This is a genomic window from Sphingopyxis sp. BE259, from assembly GCF_031457495.1.
GTDB lineage: Bacteria > Pseudomonadota > Alphaproteobacteria > Sphingomonadales > Sphingomonadaceae > Sphingopyxis.
Genome location: NZ_JAVDWM010000001.1, coordinates 3,036,179 through 3,050,306 on the forward strand (window position 1 = coordinate 3,036,179; position 14,128 = coordinate 3,050,306).

The window sequence follows — 14,128 nt, forward strand, 5'->3', positions numbered from 1 at the left end:
GCCGCTTCGTTCACAAGGTCACCAACACGTCGTCGCCATCGACCCGCGCCGGGAAGCGTTGGAGCACGATCGAATCATCCTCGCCGCAAAGCCCCGTGTTCAGATCGAAGGTCCAGCCATGCCATGGACAAGTGAGAATGCATTTCTCCACCTCGCCCTCGTGAAGCGGCCCCTCGGCGTGGGGACATTGCCCTTGGGTCGCCACGACCTTCCCTTCGCAAAGAAAAAGCGCGACTTCGACGCCTTCGATCTCGGTCAACACCGGCTCGCCAGCTTCCAGTGCCGCGAGCGAGCCCGCGCGATGTTCGGTCCCGCTCATCGGGCCTTGAACCGGACCGGAAGGGTTTTCGGACCCCGCGCGAAATAGCTGTCCATCCACTGTACGTCATCGCTGATCGGCAGCAGTTCCTCGAACCGTTCGAGAAGAATCTGGAGTGCGGCTCGCGCCTCCATTCGCGACAGGAAAGAGCCGAGACAGAAGTGCGGCCCCTGCCCAAACGACATGATTTCCTTGGGATTGCGATCCCATCGGAAGCGCTCCGACTCGTCGAACTTGCGCTCGTCATGGTTGGCTGAACCAAGCAGGGGCAGAACCAGGGAGCCCTTGGGGATCATGGTTCCGGCAAGCTCCGTATCGCACATCGTGTGCCGGAACAGCATCTGGACGGGCCCGTCGAAGCGGAGGACTTCCTCGAGCACCGTCGGGATTCGCGCGGGGTCGTCGCGCACCGCCGCCAGCGCATCGGGGTTACGCTTGAAATGCGCAAAGGTGATGCCAAGCAGATTCGTCGTCGTCTCGACGCCGCCGATGAGCAGCAGGATCGCGAGATTGAGCACCTCGCTCCGCGTCAAGCGCTCGCCATTGACCTCGGCCTGGATGAAACCGCTGATCAAGTCGTCGCGCGGCTCTGCGACGCGCTGGTCGTAGATATCCTCGAAATAGGCGCGGATCGCCTTCGAACTACGCTCGATTTCGGCGAGGCGTCCTGGACCATAGGCCGCCCGATTGCCAGCCGACAGAAGATCATCGACCCAATGTTTGAAGTCCACCCGTCGCGCAAGGTCAACGCCGATGACATCGGCAACGACCGAGACCGGAAAAAGCGCCGAAAATTCCCAGACGAAATCGAACTCGCCCGAGGATCCATGCTTCTCGAAGATGGCGTCGATCAGCTCGTTCGCCACCGACACGATCTTTCCCTGGAGCGCGCCGACCCGGCTCGGCACGAAAGCACTGTTGGCAAGCTTGCGAATGCGCATATGGCCGGGCGGGTCGAGCGAGATCATCGGCGCCACTTCTGGAACGGGATCATATTCGCCGAGAAGTGCAGGCCAGAACTGCGACGACGAGAAGGTCTTGCCGTCCTTGAGGACCGCGGTGACGTCGTCCCACCGCGACACCGCAAATCCCTGCATCGTGTCCAGCCAGTGGACCGGCGCCTCGGCGCGGAGCTGGGCATAATGCGGATAGGGGTTCGAGGTGATCGCGGGATCGAGCGGATTATAAGTGATCGCCGACTTTTCGATCGTGGCAGTGTCGCTCATTGCGCAGCCTCCGTGGCGGGAACCGCACCGAGCTGCTGAAACACCGGTATCGCATCCCAGATGCTGCGCTCTAGGATGATCTTGCCCTGCTCGTTCCAACCCATCACGGTGACCCCGCGGGTCTTGGTGATCTTGCCGGCGGCGGGAATGCCGAGAAAGTCGCCGGCGTGCTTCGTCTCCCAGGTCCATTGAAAGGAGCCCAACCGCGCGTCGCCGACATAGTCGAACACATCGAACTTGTTGTAGCTCGCCGCGGGATCCTCGATAATGAAGCCTTCGAAGAAGCTGCGCAGCGCGGCGAGATCGCCGTTGATCTGCAGGTCGAAGTTGACGTCCTCGAACTGGATGCCGGGATCATAGAGCGTCATCAGCTCGTCGGTGCCGTCGGCGAACAGGCCGATCCAATACTGCGCCCATTTGAGATTCATTTTCTCTCTCCAATAGCAGCCCGATATATTTCGGGTCCCTCGACTGTCTTCGTTGCGGTCGGACCATGCAAGGCCTCGGCCTATCGAAGCGGCTTTGTGGGACCAGCCTAAGCGTGCAGAATTTGCCCCGCTATATCCGCGCGGAACAGCGCGTGCCTTTTCGTGCCAAAAATACCGGCCTCAAAGACGTGGATTGGCGATGGTGCAACGCACAAAAGCCAAAAATGAGACTTTCCGAACCGAATCATTTGTCCCGCTGGGGCAATCGCTGTCACGCACGGGCATTTCAATGGAGAGGCATTGCTGGTCTTTAGAACCGCAGTGGTAGACCATCGCCGGGGCAGAAACTCCGGACACAAGATGGAACCGTCGGGAGAGGGATTGATATGCTAAAGACCATATTTCTGCGCGCATCTTCGGCCGCGGCCTTGGCCGCTCCATTCATTTGTTCCCCTGCGATGGCGCAGACCGCTCCCGCAGCGGAAAGCAGCAGCACTGGGGTCGAAGAAATCATCGTGACCGCAACGAAGCGGGACGAAAATCTCGTGCAGGTGCCGATCTCGGTCAGCGTCGTTACCGAGGCGGCGATCGCGGAGCGCGGGATCACCCGCCCGGCCGATTTCCTCGGCGCTACCCCCAACGTCACTTTCATTGAGGACAATGCGGGCGAGGCCTATATCAATATCCGCGGCCAGACGTCGGTCCGCAACTCGGATCCCAACGTGGCGATTGTCATCGATGGCGTGACCCTGTCCAGCGTCAAGCCGTTCAACCAGGACCTTTTCGGCATCCAGCAAATCGAAGTCCTGAAGGGACCGCAGAGCGCCCTTTACGGACGCAATGCCGCTGCGGGCGCGATCGTCGTGACGACGAAGAAGCCGGGTGACGAATTCGAAGGCAATGTCGTCGCGGCCTATGGCAATTTCGACACCAAACGCATCAGCTCAACCCTTAGCGGTCCTATCAGCGAAAATCTCGGTTTCACCGTCGCTGGCTCCTTCCGCGACACCGACGGACCGTTCACCAACATCGTCACCGGCGAAAAGGTCCAGCGGTTCACAAGCTACAATGGCCGCGGACGCCTTCTCTATGACAATGACAATGGCCTCACGATCGATTTCAAAGTCGGTGGACACAAGTCCAAAGGCGGCGGCAGCGCCTATAACGCCCAGATTGCCGGCACCGGTATCGGCGGCCTTCCCGCCAATCCTCCGGTCCTCGACGCCAACTTCGCCGACATGGACTTTATCTCGAATGTCCGCGGGGTCTTCCGCGAGAACTTCGTCGATGCGACGCTCAAGATCGACTATGACTTCGATTGGGCGACCTTCACCTCGATTTCGGGTTTCAACCGCCTCAACCAATATTTCGCAAGCGATTCACCGCCCTATGTCCCCGACAGCGGAACAGCGGGAGCAAACGTCCAGCAATATACCTATCTCGACAAGAATTACTCGCAAGAGGTCCGTTTGACCTCGGCGTCGGACGGTCGGTTCCGCTGGCAGGTTGGATTCTACTACCTGCGCTTCACACGCAACCAAACGAGCAAGATCAGCATCGACAGCGACGGGATGTTGCCCGAGGACCCGCGGGTTATCGATCCCGTCGGATCGACCCGCCCGACCGTGTCGTTCAGCAACCCGCTGTATCGCACGACGAGCTATGCGCCCTTTGCCAGCCTGCAGTTCGACGTGACCGACCAGCTCCACTTCAATCTCGCGGGCCGCTACGACACTGAAAAGCGTTCAATCGCCGAGGCCGCGTCGTCGGCGATCAACCCGCTCACCGGCGTGAGCTACAACAATTGCATCGCGCTCACCGGCCAGACGATCGACCAGTGCAACGCGACGCGCACCTTCAAGCAGTTCGAACCGAAAGCGAGCGTCTCTTATGATATCTCGCGTGACGCAAGCGTCTATGCGAGCTTCGGCAAGGGCTTCAAATCGGGCGGCTTTAACCCGATCGGGTCGCGGCAGGCGCTGATAGCTGCGGCGCAGGCGGCCGGGCTTCCCGCAAGTTCGGTCTATGTTCAGGACGGCTTCGACAAGGAGGTCTCGACCTCTTACGAGATCGGCGCAAAGGCGCGGCTTTTCGATCGCCGTCTCGCGATCAACGCTGCCGTGTTCAAGACCGACATCTCGGGCGCCCAGCAGTTCGAATTCTACCCGACCGTCGGCCTCCAGACGACGATCGGCATCGACAAGGTCAAGCTGAAGGGCTTCGATATCGACTTCGACCTTCAACTCCCGACCGGCACCCGTCTGTTCGGCGGCTATGGCTACACCCACGGCCGTGTCAGCAATTTTGCCGGCAACCCGGCCTTTAACGGCAACGTCGCGCCGGGCGCGTTCAAATCGACGCTGTCACTCGGCGCGAGCCAGACAATCGAACTTGGCGACGACCTCAAGCTCGTCCCAAGGGTCGAGTTCAACCATTTCGGATCGATCTGGTGGGACGTCGCCAACACGCCCGGCACCCGGCGGAAGCCGCTCAGCCTTCTCAAGGCCCGGCTCTCCCTCAAGAGCGGCGACCGCTGGGAAATCTCCGCCTTTGGCGATAATCTGACCAACGAGAAATATTTCCAGGAAGTCGTGCCGCTGCTCGGTTTCTTCACGGTCAACTACCGAGGTCCGACCCGTTCCTACGGCGTCGAAGCCCGCCTGAATTTCTGACCAAGGCGGCGCGCCGGAGTCCGCCCGCGCGCCGCCGACCCGGAACCGATATCATGACCCAAAAAACGATCGATAAGGATCGTCCGACGTCGGACTGGATTACGGCTCTGAGCCAACGCTTTCCGGTCGAGCGTGAAATCGATCGGGTGCTCCGACGCAAACTTGAGATGCGCGCAGGTCCACCCTTTTCCGGGGCCAGCCTCGATGAGCTGGTTGCGGGTGTGAACGCGCTCATCGCCGCGCACCATCAAGGCTCCTTCTCGATCGCCGAAGCGCATTGGCTGACCGGCGGTGCCTCGAAGCTGCAGATGGCCTTCACGCTGGACTGGACGCCGCCCCACGGCTCGCCGTCACGCACGAAGCTCGTCCTGAGAATGGAGCCTGCGGCCTCGGTTTGCGAAACGAGCCGCCTTCGCGAGCATCAGATGCTGAAGATGTTCGAGGGTCGTGTCCCGGTCCCCAAACCCTATTGGGTCGATCCGACTGGCAAGTTTCTCCCCTATCCCGCGCTGGTTTACGGATTCAGCGAAGGCGTGACCAAGCCAACGCTATCTGTAAGCAATGTAACGGGGCTCGGCACCAATCTCGGGGCGGATCTGCGCTCCCGCCTGGCGCCACAATTCCTGTCGCAGATCGCGGCGATCCACCTCGCCCCCGTCGACGACCCGGCCCTCACCGCGTTCGACATTCCCGATGCCCCCACGCGCGCCGCCGAGTGGGCGCTCAACTGGTGGGAGCGTGTGTGGGAGGAGGACGCCGGCGAGGAGGTTCCGCTGATGCGACTCGCTGCCGCATGGATGCGCTGCAATCTCCCGGAGACCGACCGCCTGTCGGTCGTGCACGCGGACTTTCGGACGGGCAATTTCCTGTTCGACGAGAAGGAAGGGAAGATCACCGCCTGGCTCGACTGGGAGCTCGCGCACATAGGCGATCGCCACGAGGACCTCGCCTGGTCGATGAGCCCCGCCTTCGGCCATTATGCCGAAGAAGGCGGGGGTTTTCTGACCTGCGGCCTGTTGTCCGAGAGCGAATTCCTCACCCGTTACGAGGAGGCGTCCGGCCTGCCTATTGTTCCCGCAACGCTTCATTTCTACCGCATTCTTGCGGCTTATAAGGCGATCGTAATCGTGCTGGGTGCAGGTTATCGAAATGCGCGCAACGGCAAGTCGCACCAGGATGTGCTGCTCGTCTGGCTCATGGGCCTTGCCTATCCGCTGCTCGAAGAGCTGCGCTCCAGGCTCGAGGAGGTCTGCTGATGCAGATTCGAACCGAACTCGCATTGCAGGCGGTGCTCAAATCACTGACCGAGGTGATCGCTCCGGCCATCGATCGCGGCGACAAGATGGCGCAGGAGCAGATCGGTCTGGTTGTCGGCCTTTTGACCCTCATCTCCACCAGACTGCCGGTCGCCTTCGCGTATGATTGCGATGAACTGGCCCGGCTGATCGAGCTTGCGAAACAGATCGCGCCCGCTGCCGGGTCGGACGAACTTGAGGCAGCTGTCGAGCGGGGCGCCGGAATATGGCAGCGCGCGCTAGTCTCTCCCGCGGACCTGACCGCGGCGATCAAGGACCTTCGTGGCGTAATCGGCAATGCCGCCAGTACATTGCCCGCGCGCACCGACGCGGCGGCAAGAGCCGCAACGCGTGCGGTGCTCCAGGCTGCATCCGAGCAGCTGCTTCGCGAGCGAAGCTGGGTCCTGATGCAGGGTTGGGAGAGCGAGCCTGCCACCGTGCCCGATCTGGAGGGTCTGCTCGCTCCGTCAGCCGGGCGGTGGCCAACCGCATGATCGAGGCGAAGGATGCCGAGTTCCACATCGTCCCGGATGAGCATCGCGAAACCTGGGCCGAGACCAATTATTTCCCCTTCTGGCTCCCGGAAGCGGGCCTGTCGGGCGCTGTCTACAATGTGTTCCGCCCCGGTCTTGGCGTCTGTCTTAGCGACATCACGATATTCGATCATTGCGCGTCGCACTGGGAGGGCCTCGCCTACACCGATAATCAGCAGCATATCCCCTGCCCCTCGAGCCTCGCCCGTTACTCGCTCCGGAACGGCGTGACCGTCGAGGCGATGAACGCACCGCAGGACTATCAGGTCGACTATGTCGGCATCGACGACACCGAGTTTCATTTCCGATTCCGCGGCCTGATGCGGCCGCAGGATTTCAACGATCCCCAGCAGGACCCTCTGGCGCAAGGAAAAGGGTCTGCCGGTGCGTGGGACAAGGCATTCGATGGCCATTTCGACATGACGGGCCGGGTTGAAGGCGAACTCAAGCTTCGCGGCGTCACGCATCGCATTTCATGCCTCTCGACAATGGATCACAGCTGGGGTCCGCGCGCCGAGCGGAACAACGGCAGCGCGGTGTTCATTCAGGCGCATTTCGGCGACGATCTGTCGGTAAACGCGCTGATGATGCTCGATCCCGCCGACATGACACGCTTCGGTCCCGTCCTTCATGGCTATGTCATGCGAGACGGCGAGGTCCGTGCCCTCGTCAAGGGCGAGGGTCGAAGCGAACGCACCGGCCCGCGACCCGATCGGTTCAGCCTGACGGTCGAGGACGAAGATGGCGCGCGTCTCGCACTTGCAGGCCATTTCGAGACTTGGGCTCCCTGGGCGCCCTATGCCAGTGTGCTCTACTATCAGGGCATGGCCAGGTGGGAGCATGAAGACCGGATCGGCACCGGCGCGTTTCAGGAAGTCATCAGCCGGGCGGCGATCGCGCGCCTGGGTCTCGCGCGATAAGGAGAATGTCATGAATCTCGAATGGGAACAAAATTGGCTCGAGCTTTTCGATAACCGGCTCGAAGAGCTGATGGCCAATTATCCCGAACGGTTCGAATATGAAGACATGAATTTCGGCGTCCGGATCGACAATGATCGCGAAGCGCTGCGGCGCTGGTTCAAGACCTTCGAAAATGCCGACCCCAATGCGTCGCGCCATATCTTCAACGCCGCCCGCTACCATGGCGACGAACGAGGCGGATGCCTCGAATGGACTTGGGAGATCGAACACCGGACCGATTTTCTGGGGCTTCCGGCGGCGGGAAAGAAGACTTTCGTTCGCGGAATGACGATCCACGCTTTCGAGGACGGCAAGATCACGCTTGAACGAAGCCTCTGGGATACGGCGGCCCTCATGCGGCAGCTCGGATTGCAGGCGCCGCAAGAACTGGAATTTTCCTGATGTTCGCGCTGGATGGAAAAGCCGCGATCGTCACCGGCGGCGGTTCGGGGATCGGAGCGTCCATCGCACAGCGCCTGCAGCGCGCGGGGGCTCGGGTCCTGATCGCGGACATTCACGATCATCAGGCCGACGCACACGCATGGGGCTGCGAATTCCGTCAGACCGATTGCTCGAACCCGGATGAAGTGACTGCGCTCTGCGCGGACGCGCTGACCCGGTTCGGCAAGCTCGACATTCTCGTCAACAATGCAGGCATCGCACAGGGCGCCTTGCTTGCCGATTCCGACCCCGCCCGTTCCGAGCGTTTCTGGCGGCTTCACATCCTCGGCGTCCAGACTGGCATTCGCGAAGCCGCGCGCCGGATGAGTGCCGGCGGCGCGATCGTCAACATTTCCTCGATCACCGCGGTCCGCGGCTTCGTGCAGTGGGGCGAATATGCCGCGACAAAGGCCGGCATCATATCGCTGACGCAGACTGCCGCGGTCGAATATGGTCCCGCGGGCATCCGGGTGAACTGTGTCGCGCCGGGCATCATCGATACCCCGCTTGCGATGAACGAAGCGCCGGACATGGTCGCCCGCAATGCCAATGTGTTCACGCTGCTTGGCCGCATCGGCCGGCCCGAGGAGCTGGCAGCGGCCGTCCATTTCATGGTCAGCGACGACGCCAGCTATATCACCGGGCAGACACTGCTCGTCGATGGCGGTTGGAGTGCCGGCCCCTCGATCAAGGGCATCGAACTCGCGCTCTCGACGAGCGATTAGTCGAGCAGATCGTTATCGGTCCCGAGGCGCGGGCGGCCGTCGCGCCATTCGCTCGGCCGCTGGCCGGTCCAGCGGACGAACGCGCGAGAGAAAGCGCTGCTGCTCGAGAAACCGAGGAGGTAGGCGATTTTTTCCATCGTGAGGTCGTTGCGGCGCAGATAATCGAAGGCGAGCTTCTCGCGGAGGCGGTCGAGCAATTCCTGGAAGGTCGTATTCTCGTCGCGAAGACGGCGGAGCAATGTCCGCTCGGTCATGCCGAGAAGCTTTGCCGTTTCCTGTTTGCTCGGCTCACCATTCGGCAATTGCCCGACAAGCGCATCGCGCACTTTGGTCGAGAAGCGGCTAGCAAATCGATAGGCCAGATGCCGCGCCGCCATTTCGTCGAGCAGCATCGCCAGTTCCTCATTCGCTGAAGGGACTGGCTGTTCGAGGTCGCGGCCGCGAAATAGGATGCTGTTTTCCTTTTGCCCATAACGAATCGGGCAACGGAAAATCTGGACATAGTCGCTTTCGTCCTGCGGTTTACGGTGCCGGAATCTGACTTCGAGCGGAACGACCGGCGCACTCTGGATCCACTCGCATAACATCAGGAAGCCCGCGAGCATGGTGTCGATCGTTTGATAGATCGGCTGGCGGCCGCCGGTGTGAAGATCGACCTTCAGGAGATAATCGTCACCGACCTTGGCAAAATCGACAGCGGCCGCGTCCGAGATGAGGCGCGCCGAATGGGCGAAGCGCTCCGCGGCTCGCTTGAGCGTGGCGCTACAGGACATCGCATATCCGACCACATGGAACGTCGAAGGCCGAATATGACGAGCGACCTTCAGTCCGAAATTGCTATCCTCCGTCGCCTCCACTGCCGCAATCCAGAGACTGGTGACTTGCTCCTGCGAATAGCGATGTTCGAGGTCACCCAATTTATCCGGTGTCATTCCGATCCCGCGCAGCAATTCCGCATGATCGACACCCGCATCCCCCAATGCCTGCACGATTGCGAATACCCACGCGGAAAGGCCCGTCTGCACGATTCGAATTCCCTCGACGTTCAAGTCTGTGGAAAGCGATCTCCCACATCTCCTCCCGCATAAGTTCTAGCTGGAATGCCCGATAAGAGAAGAGCCTCTTCCAGCAGGCCGCGACCGGTACTCTCAAAATATGATGAGGCAACCGGTAATGGCCGTTTGCGGTCAGACAGCTTCTGGCGGAAAAATTTGAGAAGCGGCCGTACTCGCCATGCCTGGACGGTGATCTCAATGCGGCTCGACGGTTTCATTCCACTGATCGATGAAGCGCTTTCGATTGCGACTATCGAGATTGGCGAGCGGCGCCGGGCCGGCTCGGATTGCACGAATATTACTACCTGAAAGTTCGGGATGGGGTTGCGGCACGTCGCTTCGGATTGGCGACATTCCGCGCTCTGAAATCAATCGCTGACCGTGCGACGACAGCAGAAAGTTCAGGAGGCGTTCCGCCGCTATCGGGTGCCTTGCGCGCCGTGCGATGATGGCGACACGGGACATCATCAGCGTGTATTCAGCCGGCACGATAACGCCAAATGCCGGATCGTCCCGCGCGCGCTGGAAGGCATAGGAACCGATGATATTGTAAGCAATGGCCAGCTTGCCAGAACTCACATCACGGATTATGTCGCGGGTCGAAGTATAAAGCTTGGGCTTATGGCGTCCGATCGTCGAAACGAGATCCCAGTTTTCATGATCGATACGCAGATCCTGATTGATGAGTAGCATACCGGTTGAACTGGCTTCCGGATCGTAGATACCTGTCCGTCCATATAATTTACCGGAATTTTCTCGGACAAAGGAAGCCAGCCCTCGTCGGCTGGTGGGGATTTCTCCTCTATCGAACAGGTTCCGATTTTAACCGATCACGATGGGCTCGACGGCCACCGCAAAGGCTCGGTTGTTCCAGCTTCCCATATTGGCAGTGGTCGGGCGAAACATGCGTGCGTGGCCGTCGTTTGCTAGCTTGCGCTGGAGGTCCATCGCGGAATTGATACGAATATCCGCCGATTGTCCGCCTGCTGCGTCTTCCAAAAGATATTTGCCTCGGACATCGGCCGCACGCATCGAATGATGCTCGACGGTGATGTCGGGGTTCGCCTTTTCGAACGCATCCAATACGTCGCCGAAGAAAGGTTCGTCGGTGCTGCTGTAGACGATGACACGCGCCTCTTCGCGCGACAGTTCTTCATCCGATCTGCTCGGCTATGGGCTCGGCCCCCTGTTCATCGGCCTCGTCAGCGATTTCATTTTCCACGCGCAAGCGGCGGACATGGGAGGCGCGCATCCGGTCAGAGCAGTCTGTGAGGGAGGCGCGCGCGCGGCTTTGTCGCAGGCCGATCAGGGAACTTGCGCTATCATCCACCCGCTTAGTCTGAAGCAGGCGATGCTCATCGCCGCGTCATTCTATATCATCAGCGGCCTATGTTTCTTGCTGACCTGCCGCTGGCTCAACCGCGACATGGTGGCAAGATGAGCAATCCTACACCTGTAACCCGCGGCGATGGCTGAATCGTGGGCGAACTGACCGCTGGCGTTATCACACAGGGGAAGAAGGAACTTAGCTATTTGTCTGATCGGCCGACGTGTCCTGTGGAAGCCCCGCGGCATCCGAGCCGGTCTCACAAGAGAATCCTTCTGTGCCGATCCCGTAACAGGTCATGGAGATCGAGCCCATCGCGTAGCCCCGTACAATTGGGTTCGTCACCTCGCCGCCCTGTGCGGCGAGACCGGCAAGATATAGCAATGGGATGAAATGGTCAGGGGTCGGCACCGCCGCCTGATAATCCGGGTGCTCTCCGAGGCGCAGCACATCGCTCGGGTTGTCGGCAAGCTGCTGCACGACCGCATCGTCAAACCGCTTCGCCCAATCATAGGCTGCATTGGGCATGCTTGGCTGCAGGCGGCCAAGATTGTGAACGACATTCCCGCTAGCCAGTATCATGATTCCCTGCTTGCGCAGCGACGCTAGGCGCGCGCCGAGATCGAAGTGGTACTCCGGCGGTTTCAGAGCGTTAATCGAAAGCTGTACGACTGGCACGTCAGCTTTTGGGTAGAGATGAGCTAACACGCTCCATGCACCGTGGTCGAGACCCCATTGATCGAAATCAAGCCCGCACCGTGTCGGTTTGACGGCCTCGACGATCTCATTGGCAACGGTCAGTGCGCCCACTGCCGGGTAATCAAATGCGAACAACTCCCGCGGAAATCCGTAAAAGTCGTGAATCGTCCGAGGCCGCGCCATGGCAGTCACCGCCGTTATGCCCAGGTACCAATGGGCGGAAACGACCAAGACGGCGCGAGGCTTGGGGAATTGCGTCCCCATCGTTCGCCACGCACGAGTGAAACCGTTGTGCTCCAAGGTGTTCATGGGACTACCATGGCCGATGAACAAGGCCGGGGTTTCAGCCACGCCTCCAGCCTTTTGGATCAAGCCTTAAATTCCCTGACGACGGTAAATCTCGTCATCTCGAAAAGAGTCGGGTCGAGCACTGCGTTGAAGGGTGCGGACGCTGGGTCGTTGGGGAAGGCGTCCATCGAACTCTGCGCGGCTTCGGCAGTTTCCCAGTCCACGAGCACCGTCCACTCGCCTTCGTCGCTTCGAAGAAGCGTGCGCTTTTTGAAACCGTCACGATCTTTCATATACGCGCGCTCAAAGCCATCTGTGGCAGCAAGGAATACCGCTTCCGTCACGCCGGGTGCGGGCCGGAGCCGCACAATCTCTACAACACCCATCGTTGACCTCCCTTACATCCCGTTGTCCACTATGGAGGAGCCTGTCGCGCGCGGGAGGCTCGGCCTCATCAGAACTTGCCGTTGGCGTTCTTCCACTCGTCACGCGGGGCGATCGTCTCGATCGTGTCCCAATGCTCGGCGATATGGCCGTCCTCGATGCGGAACAAATCATAAAAGGATGTATGATGTCCCGCAAAGTCGCCTTCGCTCACGACAAGGACGAAACTGCCTTCGCCAAGCACCCGATGGATGCGGTCATATTTCATCGACACGCCAGCTTCGGCCATGGCCGCCAAGGCGCCTCCGAGACCCGTAAGATTGTCTGCAATCTGCGGGTTGTGCTGGATGTACGCGTCGCCTGCAAAATAGCTGGCGAGGTTGTCGAGCCTGCCTTTGACGAGAATGTCATCGACGAACCGGCGAGCAAGCGCCTTGTTATCGTCCGTCCGTTCCAAATCGGTGGCCTCGGTCGGGCCGTCGATCATCGTGCGCCCGCTCGGATTCGGGCCCGCCGTGGTCTGTAGATTGTCCCAATGCTCAACGATTTTTCCGTCTTCAAACCGAAAGATGTCGAAGCCGATTTTCGGGCCGAAGAAATCATAATCGGTATGGGCGATGACGAAGTCGCCGTCCTCGAATACGCGCATGGTGCTCACCCGCGCCGAGTCCTCGGGAAGTTGCGCCAAGACTTGTCCGAAACCGGCGAGTCCATCGGCGACGCCAAGGTTGTGCTGAATATATTTGTCCGGGTTGATAACCGCGACCGGTTCCGCCGCTCCCGTCTCGATAGACTTAAGAAGCTCAATCACCTGTGCTTTTCTACCGCTCATTCAAAGTCTCCAATTGAGGCTTGACCAGTAAAAATTCCTTACCCCTAGGACAAGGTAACAGCATTCGCTGGCGTTGGCCTGCTGAGAGGATTTCAGACACCGCGATCGTCGCGGACCGGGTTGGTCAAGGTGCCGATTTCGCCGATCGACACGATCACCATGTCGCCGTTTCGCATGTATAGCGCCGGCTCGCGCTTGTCGCCGACGCCGCCCGGGGTTCCGGTCGCGATCACATCGCCCGGCGACAGCAGCGTGAAGGTCGAGCAATATTCGATCACGGTCGCGATATCCCAGATCAGGTCCGATATGGGCTGATCCTGGACGAGCTGGCCGTTGAGCCGGGTCTGCACACGCTGGCCCGCGATATCCGCGATTTCGTCGGGCGTGACGAGCGCGGGTCCGAAGGCGCCCGTTCCGGGCCAGTTCTTGCCGGGGATGAACTGGATATTGTGCCGTTGCCAATCCCGAACCGAAGCATCGTTGAAGATCGAATAGCCCGCGATATGGGCAAGCGCCTCGGCCTTCGGGATGCGCCGCCCGCCCTTGCCGATAACGATCGCCAGTTCGCCTTCATAGTCGAGCCGATCGCTTTCCGCCGGCCGCAGGATCGGCGCGCCGTCGGCAATGAGCGTGTCGGCCCAGCGCGTGAAGATTGCCGGATGCGACTTTTGCTCGCGGCCCGTCTCCTTGACGTGCGTGGCATAGTTGAGCCCGACGCAGAGTATCTTGCCCGGGTTGGGGATGACTGGAAGCAGCTCGACAGTTTCGAGCGGCACGACATCGCCGGCCGTGAGACCCGCGAGATCACCGCGCGCGATCGCCGCCTTGAGGTCGGCGGGCGCGCCGGGAACCGATCCGAGATCGACTATGCCGGTCCCTTCGAGCCGACCATAACTCGCCGAGCCATCGCCTCGCACATAGCTGACATAACGCATGATTCCGGT

General features: G+C 60.4%; 17 protein-coding genes. 7 read left to right on the forward strand and 10 right to left on the reverse strand.

Going from position 1 to position 14,128, the window contains the following annotated elements:
* Window positions 1–10 precede the first annotated feature (10 nt).
* The 3 genes from J2X44_RS14515 to J2X44_RS14525 are packed head-to-tail and all read right to left on the reverse strand — an operon-like array spanning window position 11 to window position 1,973.
* The gene (locus J2X44_RS14515) at window positions 11–319 is read right to left on the reverse strand and encodes a Rieske (2Fe-2S) protein (RefSeq protein ID WP_310085485.1); all 309 of its coding nucleotides are present in this window, start codon (window positions 317–319) and stop codon (window positions 11–13) included.
* The gene (locus tag J2X44_RS14520; RefSeq protein WP_310085488.1) at window positions 316–1,545 is read right to left on the reverse strand and encodes a cytochrome P450; all 1,230 of its coding nucleotides are present in this window, start codon (window positions 1,543–1,545) and stop codon (window positions 316–318) included. The genes J2X44_RS14515 and J2X44_RS14520 overlap by 4 nt, the downstream gene beginning before the upstream one ends.
* Window positions 1,542–1,973, reverse strand: a complete 432-nt coding sequence (locus J2X44_RS14525; protein ID WP_310085491.1) for an ester cyclase — start codon at window positions 1,971–1,973, stop codon at window positions 1,542–1,544. Before J2X44_RS14525 ends, J2X44_RS14520 begins: the two co-directional genes overlap by 4 nt.
* Before the next feature lie 458 nt (window positions 1,974–2,431).
* Here J2X44_RS14525 and J2X44_RS14530 point away from each other — a divergent pair, with 458 nt between their 5' ends.
* From J2X44_RS14530 to J2X44_RS14555, 6 genes are read left to right on the forward strand one after another with little or no spacing between them, the layout of a single operon-like run.
* The gene (locus tag J2X44_RS14530; protein WP_310085493.1) at window positions 2,432–4,645 is read left to right on the forward strand and encodes a TonB-dependent receptor; all 2,214 of its coding nucleotides are present in this window, start codon (window positions 2,432–2,434) and stop codon (window positions 4,643–4,645) included.
* 53 nt (window positions 4,646–4,698) lie between these two features.
* Window positions 4,699–5,901 carry a phosphotransferase family protein gene (locus tag J2X44_RS14535; RefSeq protein WP_310085496.1) on the forward strand — a complete coding sequence of 401 codons (1,203 nt, stop codon included), beginning with the start codon at window positions 4,699–4,701 and terminating at the stop codon, window positions 5,899–5,901.
* Window positions 5,901–6,434, forward strand: a complete 534-nt coding sequence (locus J2X44_RS14540; protein WP_310085499.1) for a hypothetical protein — start codon at window positions 5,901–5,903, stop codon at window positions 6,432–6,434. Before J2X44_RS14535 ends, J2X44_RS14540 begins: the two co-directional genes overlap by 1 nt.
* Window positions 6,431–7,393: a hypothetical protein gene (locus tag J2X44_RS14545; protein ID WP_310085502.1), complete on the forward strand. Its 963-nt coding sequence runs from the start codon at window positions 6,431–6,433 to the stop codon at window positions 7,391–7,393. Before J2X44_RS14540 ends, J2X44_RS14545 begins: the two co-directional genes overlap by 4 nt.
* Before the next feature lie 10 nt (window positions 7,394–7,403).
* A complete protein-coding gene (locus J2X44_RS14550) occupies window positions 7,404–7,835 on the forward strand; it encodes an ester cyclase (protein WP_310085505.1) in 432 nt (143 codons plus the stop codon).
* Window positions 7,835–8,599 carry an SDR family oxidoreductase gene (locus J2X44_RS14555; protein WP_310085508.1) on the forward strand — a complete coding sequence of 255 codons (765 nt, stop codon included), beginning with the start codon at window positions 7,835–7,837 and terminating at the stop codon, window positions 8,597–8,599. The genes J2X44_RS14550 and J2X44_RS14555 overlap by 1 nt, the downstream gene beginning before the upstream one ends.
* Here J2X44_RS14555 and J2X44_RS14560 read toward each other — a convergent pair.
* The 3 genes from J2X44_RS14560 to J2X44_RS14570 form a co-directional block, all read right to left on the reverse strand.
* Window positions 8,596–9,648: an AraC family transcriptional regulator gene (locus J2X44_RS14560; RefSeq protein WP_310085510.1), complete on the reverse strand. Its 1,053-nt coding sequence runs from the start codon at window positions 9,646–9,648 to the stop codon at window positions 8,596–8,598. The genes J2X44_RS14555 and J2X44_RS14560 overlap by 4 nt on opposite strands.
* Window positions 9,649–9,849: 201 nt before the next feature.
* The gene (locus J2X44_RS14565) at window positions 9,850–10,467 is read right to left on the reverse strand and encodes an ABC transporter substrate-binding protein (protein ID WP_310087074.1); all 618 of its coding nucleotides are present in this window, start codon (window positions 10,465–10,467) and stop codon (window positions 9,850–9,852) included.
* A gap of 9 nt (window positions 10,468–10,476) precedes the next feature.
* On the reverse strand, window positions 10,477–10,737 hold the full coding sequence (locus J2X44_RS14570) for a hypothetical protein (protein ID WP_310085513.1): 261 nt from the start codon (window positions 10,735–10,737) through the stop codon (window positions 10,477–10,479).
* Window positions 10,738–10,777: 40 nt separating this feature from the next.
* On the opposite strand from J2X44_RS14570, the gene J2X44_RS14575 reads away from it, so the two are divergent.
* Window positions 10,778–11,095 (forward strand): hypothetical protein, encoded by a 318-nt coding sequence (locus tag J2X44_RS14575; protein ID WP_310085514.1) that lies wholly within the window; start codon window positions 10,778–10,780, stop codon window positions 11,093–11,095.
* Window positions 11,096–11,179: 84 nt separating this feature from the next.
* Here J2X44_RS14575 and ygiD read toward each other — a convergent pair whose 3' ends face one another.
* The 4 genes from ygiD to J2X44_RS14595 form a co-directional block, all read right to left on the reverse strand.
* Window positions 11,180–12,031 (reverse strand): 4,5-DOPA dioxygenase extradiol, encoded by an 852-nt coding sequence (ygiD, locus tag J2X44_RS14580; RefSeq protein ID WP_310085517.1) that lies wholly within the window; start codon window positions 12,029–12,031, stop codon window positions 11,180–11,182.
* Window positions 12,032–12,048: 17 nt separating this feature from the next.
* Window positions 12,049–12,354 (reverse strand): hypothetical protein, encoded by a 306-nt coding sequence (locus J2X44_RS14585; protein ID WP_310085520.1) that lies wholly within the window; start codon window positions 12,352–12,354, stop codon window positions 12,049–12,051.
* 68 nt (window positions 12,355–12,422) lie between these two features.
* Complete coding sequence (locus tag J2X44_RS14590) at window positions 12,423–13,184, reverse strand: nuclear transport factor 2 family protein (protein ID WP_310085523.1); 762 nt, start codon at window positions 13,182–13,184, stop codon at window positions 12,423–12,425.
* 92 nt (window positions 13,185–13,276) lie between these two features.
* On the reverse strand, window positions 13,277–14,119 hold the full coding sequence (locus J2X44_RS14595) for a fumarylacetoacetate hydrolase family protein (RefSeq protein WP_310085526.1): 843 nt from the start codon (window positions 14,117–14,119) through the stop codon (window positions 13,277–13,279).
* Window positions 14,120–14,128: the final 9 nt, after the last annotated feature.

What these genes read in the sequence shown, in the direction of transcription:
- J2X44_RS14585 (WP_310085520.1), bottom strand. Translation starts at nt 12,354, where the DNA reads ATGGGTGTTGTAGAGATTGTGCGGCTCCGGCCCGCACCCGGCGTGACG.
- J2X44_RS14550 (WP_310085505.1), top strand. Translation starts at nt 7,404, where the DNA reads ATGAATCTCGAATGGGAACAAAATTGGCTCGAGCTTTTCGATAACCGG.
- J2X44_RS14515 (WP_310085485.1), bottom strand. Translation starts at nt 319, where the DNA reads ATGAGCGGGACCGAACATCGCGCGGGCTCGCTCGCGGCACTGGAAGCT.
- J2X44_RS14545 (WP_310085502.1), top strand. Translation starts at nt 6,431, where the DNA reads ATGATCGAGGCGAAGGATGCCGAGTTCCACATCGTCCCGGATGAGCAT.
- J2X44_RS14530 (WP_310085493.1), top strand. Translation starts at nt 2,432, where the DNA reads ATGGCGCAGACCGCTCCCGCAGCGGAAAGCAGCAGCACTGGGGTCGAA.
- J2X44_RS14595 (WP_310085526.1), bottom strand. Translation starts at nt 14,119, where the DNA reads ATGCGTTATGTCAGCTATGTGCGAGGCGATGGCTCGGCGAGTTATGGT.
- J2X44_RS14540 (WP_310085499.1), top strand. Translation starts at nt 5,901, where the DNA reads ATGCAGATTCGAACCGAACTCGCATTGCAGGCGGTGCTCAAATCACTG.
- J2X44_RS14535 (WP_310085496.1), top strand. Translation starts at nt 4,699, where the DNA reads ATGACCCAAAAAACGATCGATAAGGATCGTCCGACGTCGGACTGGATT.
- J2X44_RS14575 (WP_310085514.1), top strand. Translation starts at nt 10,778, where the DNA reads ATGACACGCGCCTCTTCGCGCGACAGTTCTTCATCCGATCTGCTCGGC.
- J2X44_RS14555 (WP_310085508.1), top strand. Translation starts at nt 7,835, where the DNA reads ATGTTCGCGCTGGATGGAAAAGCCGCGATCGTCACCGGCGGCGGTTCG.
- J2X44_RS14590 (WP_310085523.1), bottom strand. Translation starts at nt 13,184, where the DNA reads ATGAGCGGTAGAAAAGCACAGGTGATTGAGCTTCTTAAGTCTATCGAG.
- J2X44_RS14520 (WP_310085488.1), bottom strand. Translation starts at nt 1,545, where the DNA reads ATGAGCGACACTGCCACGATCGAAAAGTCGGCGATCACTTATAATCCG.
- J2X44_RS14525 (WP_310085491.1), bottom strand. Translation starts at nt 1,973, where the DNA reads ATGAATCTCAAATGGGCGCAGTATTGGATCGGCCTGTTCGCCGACGGC.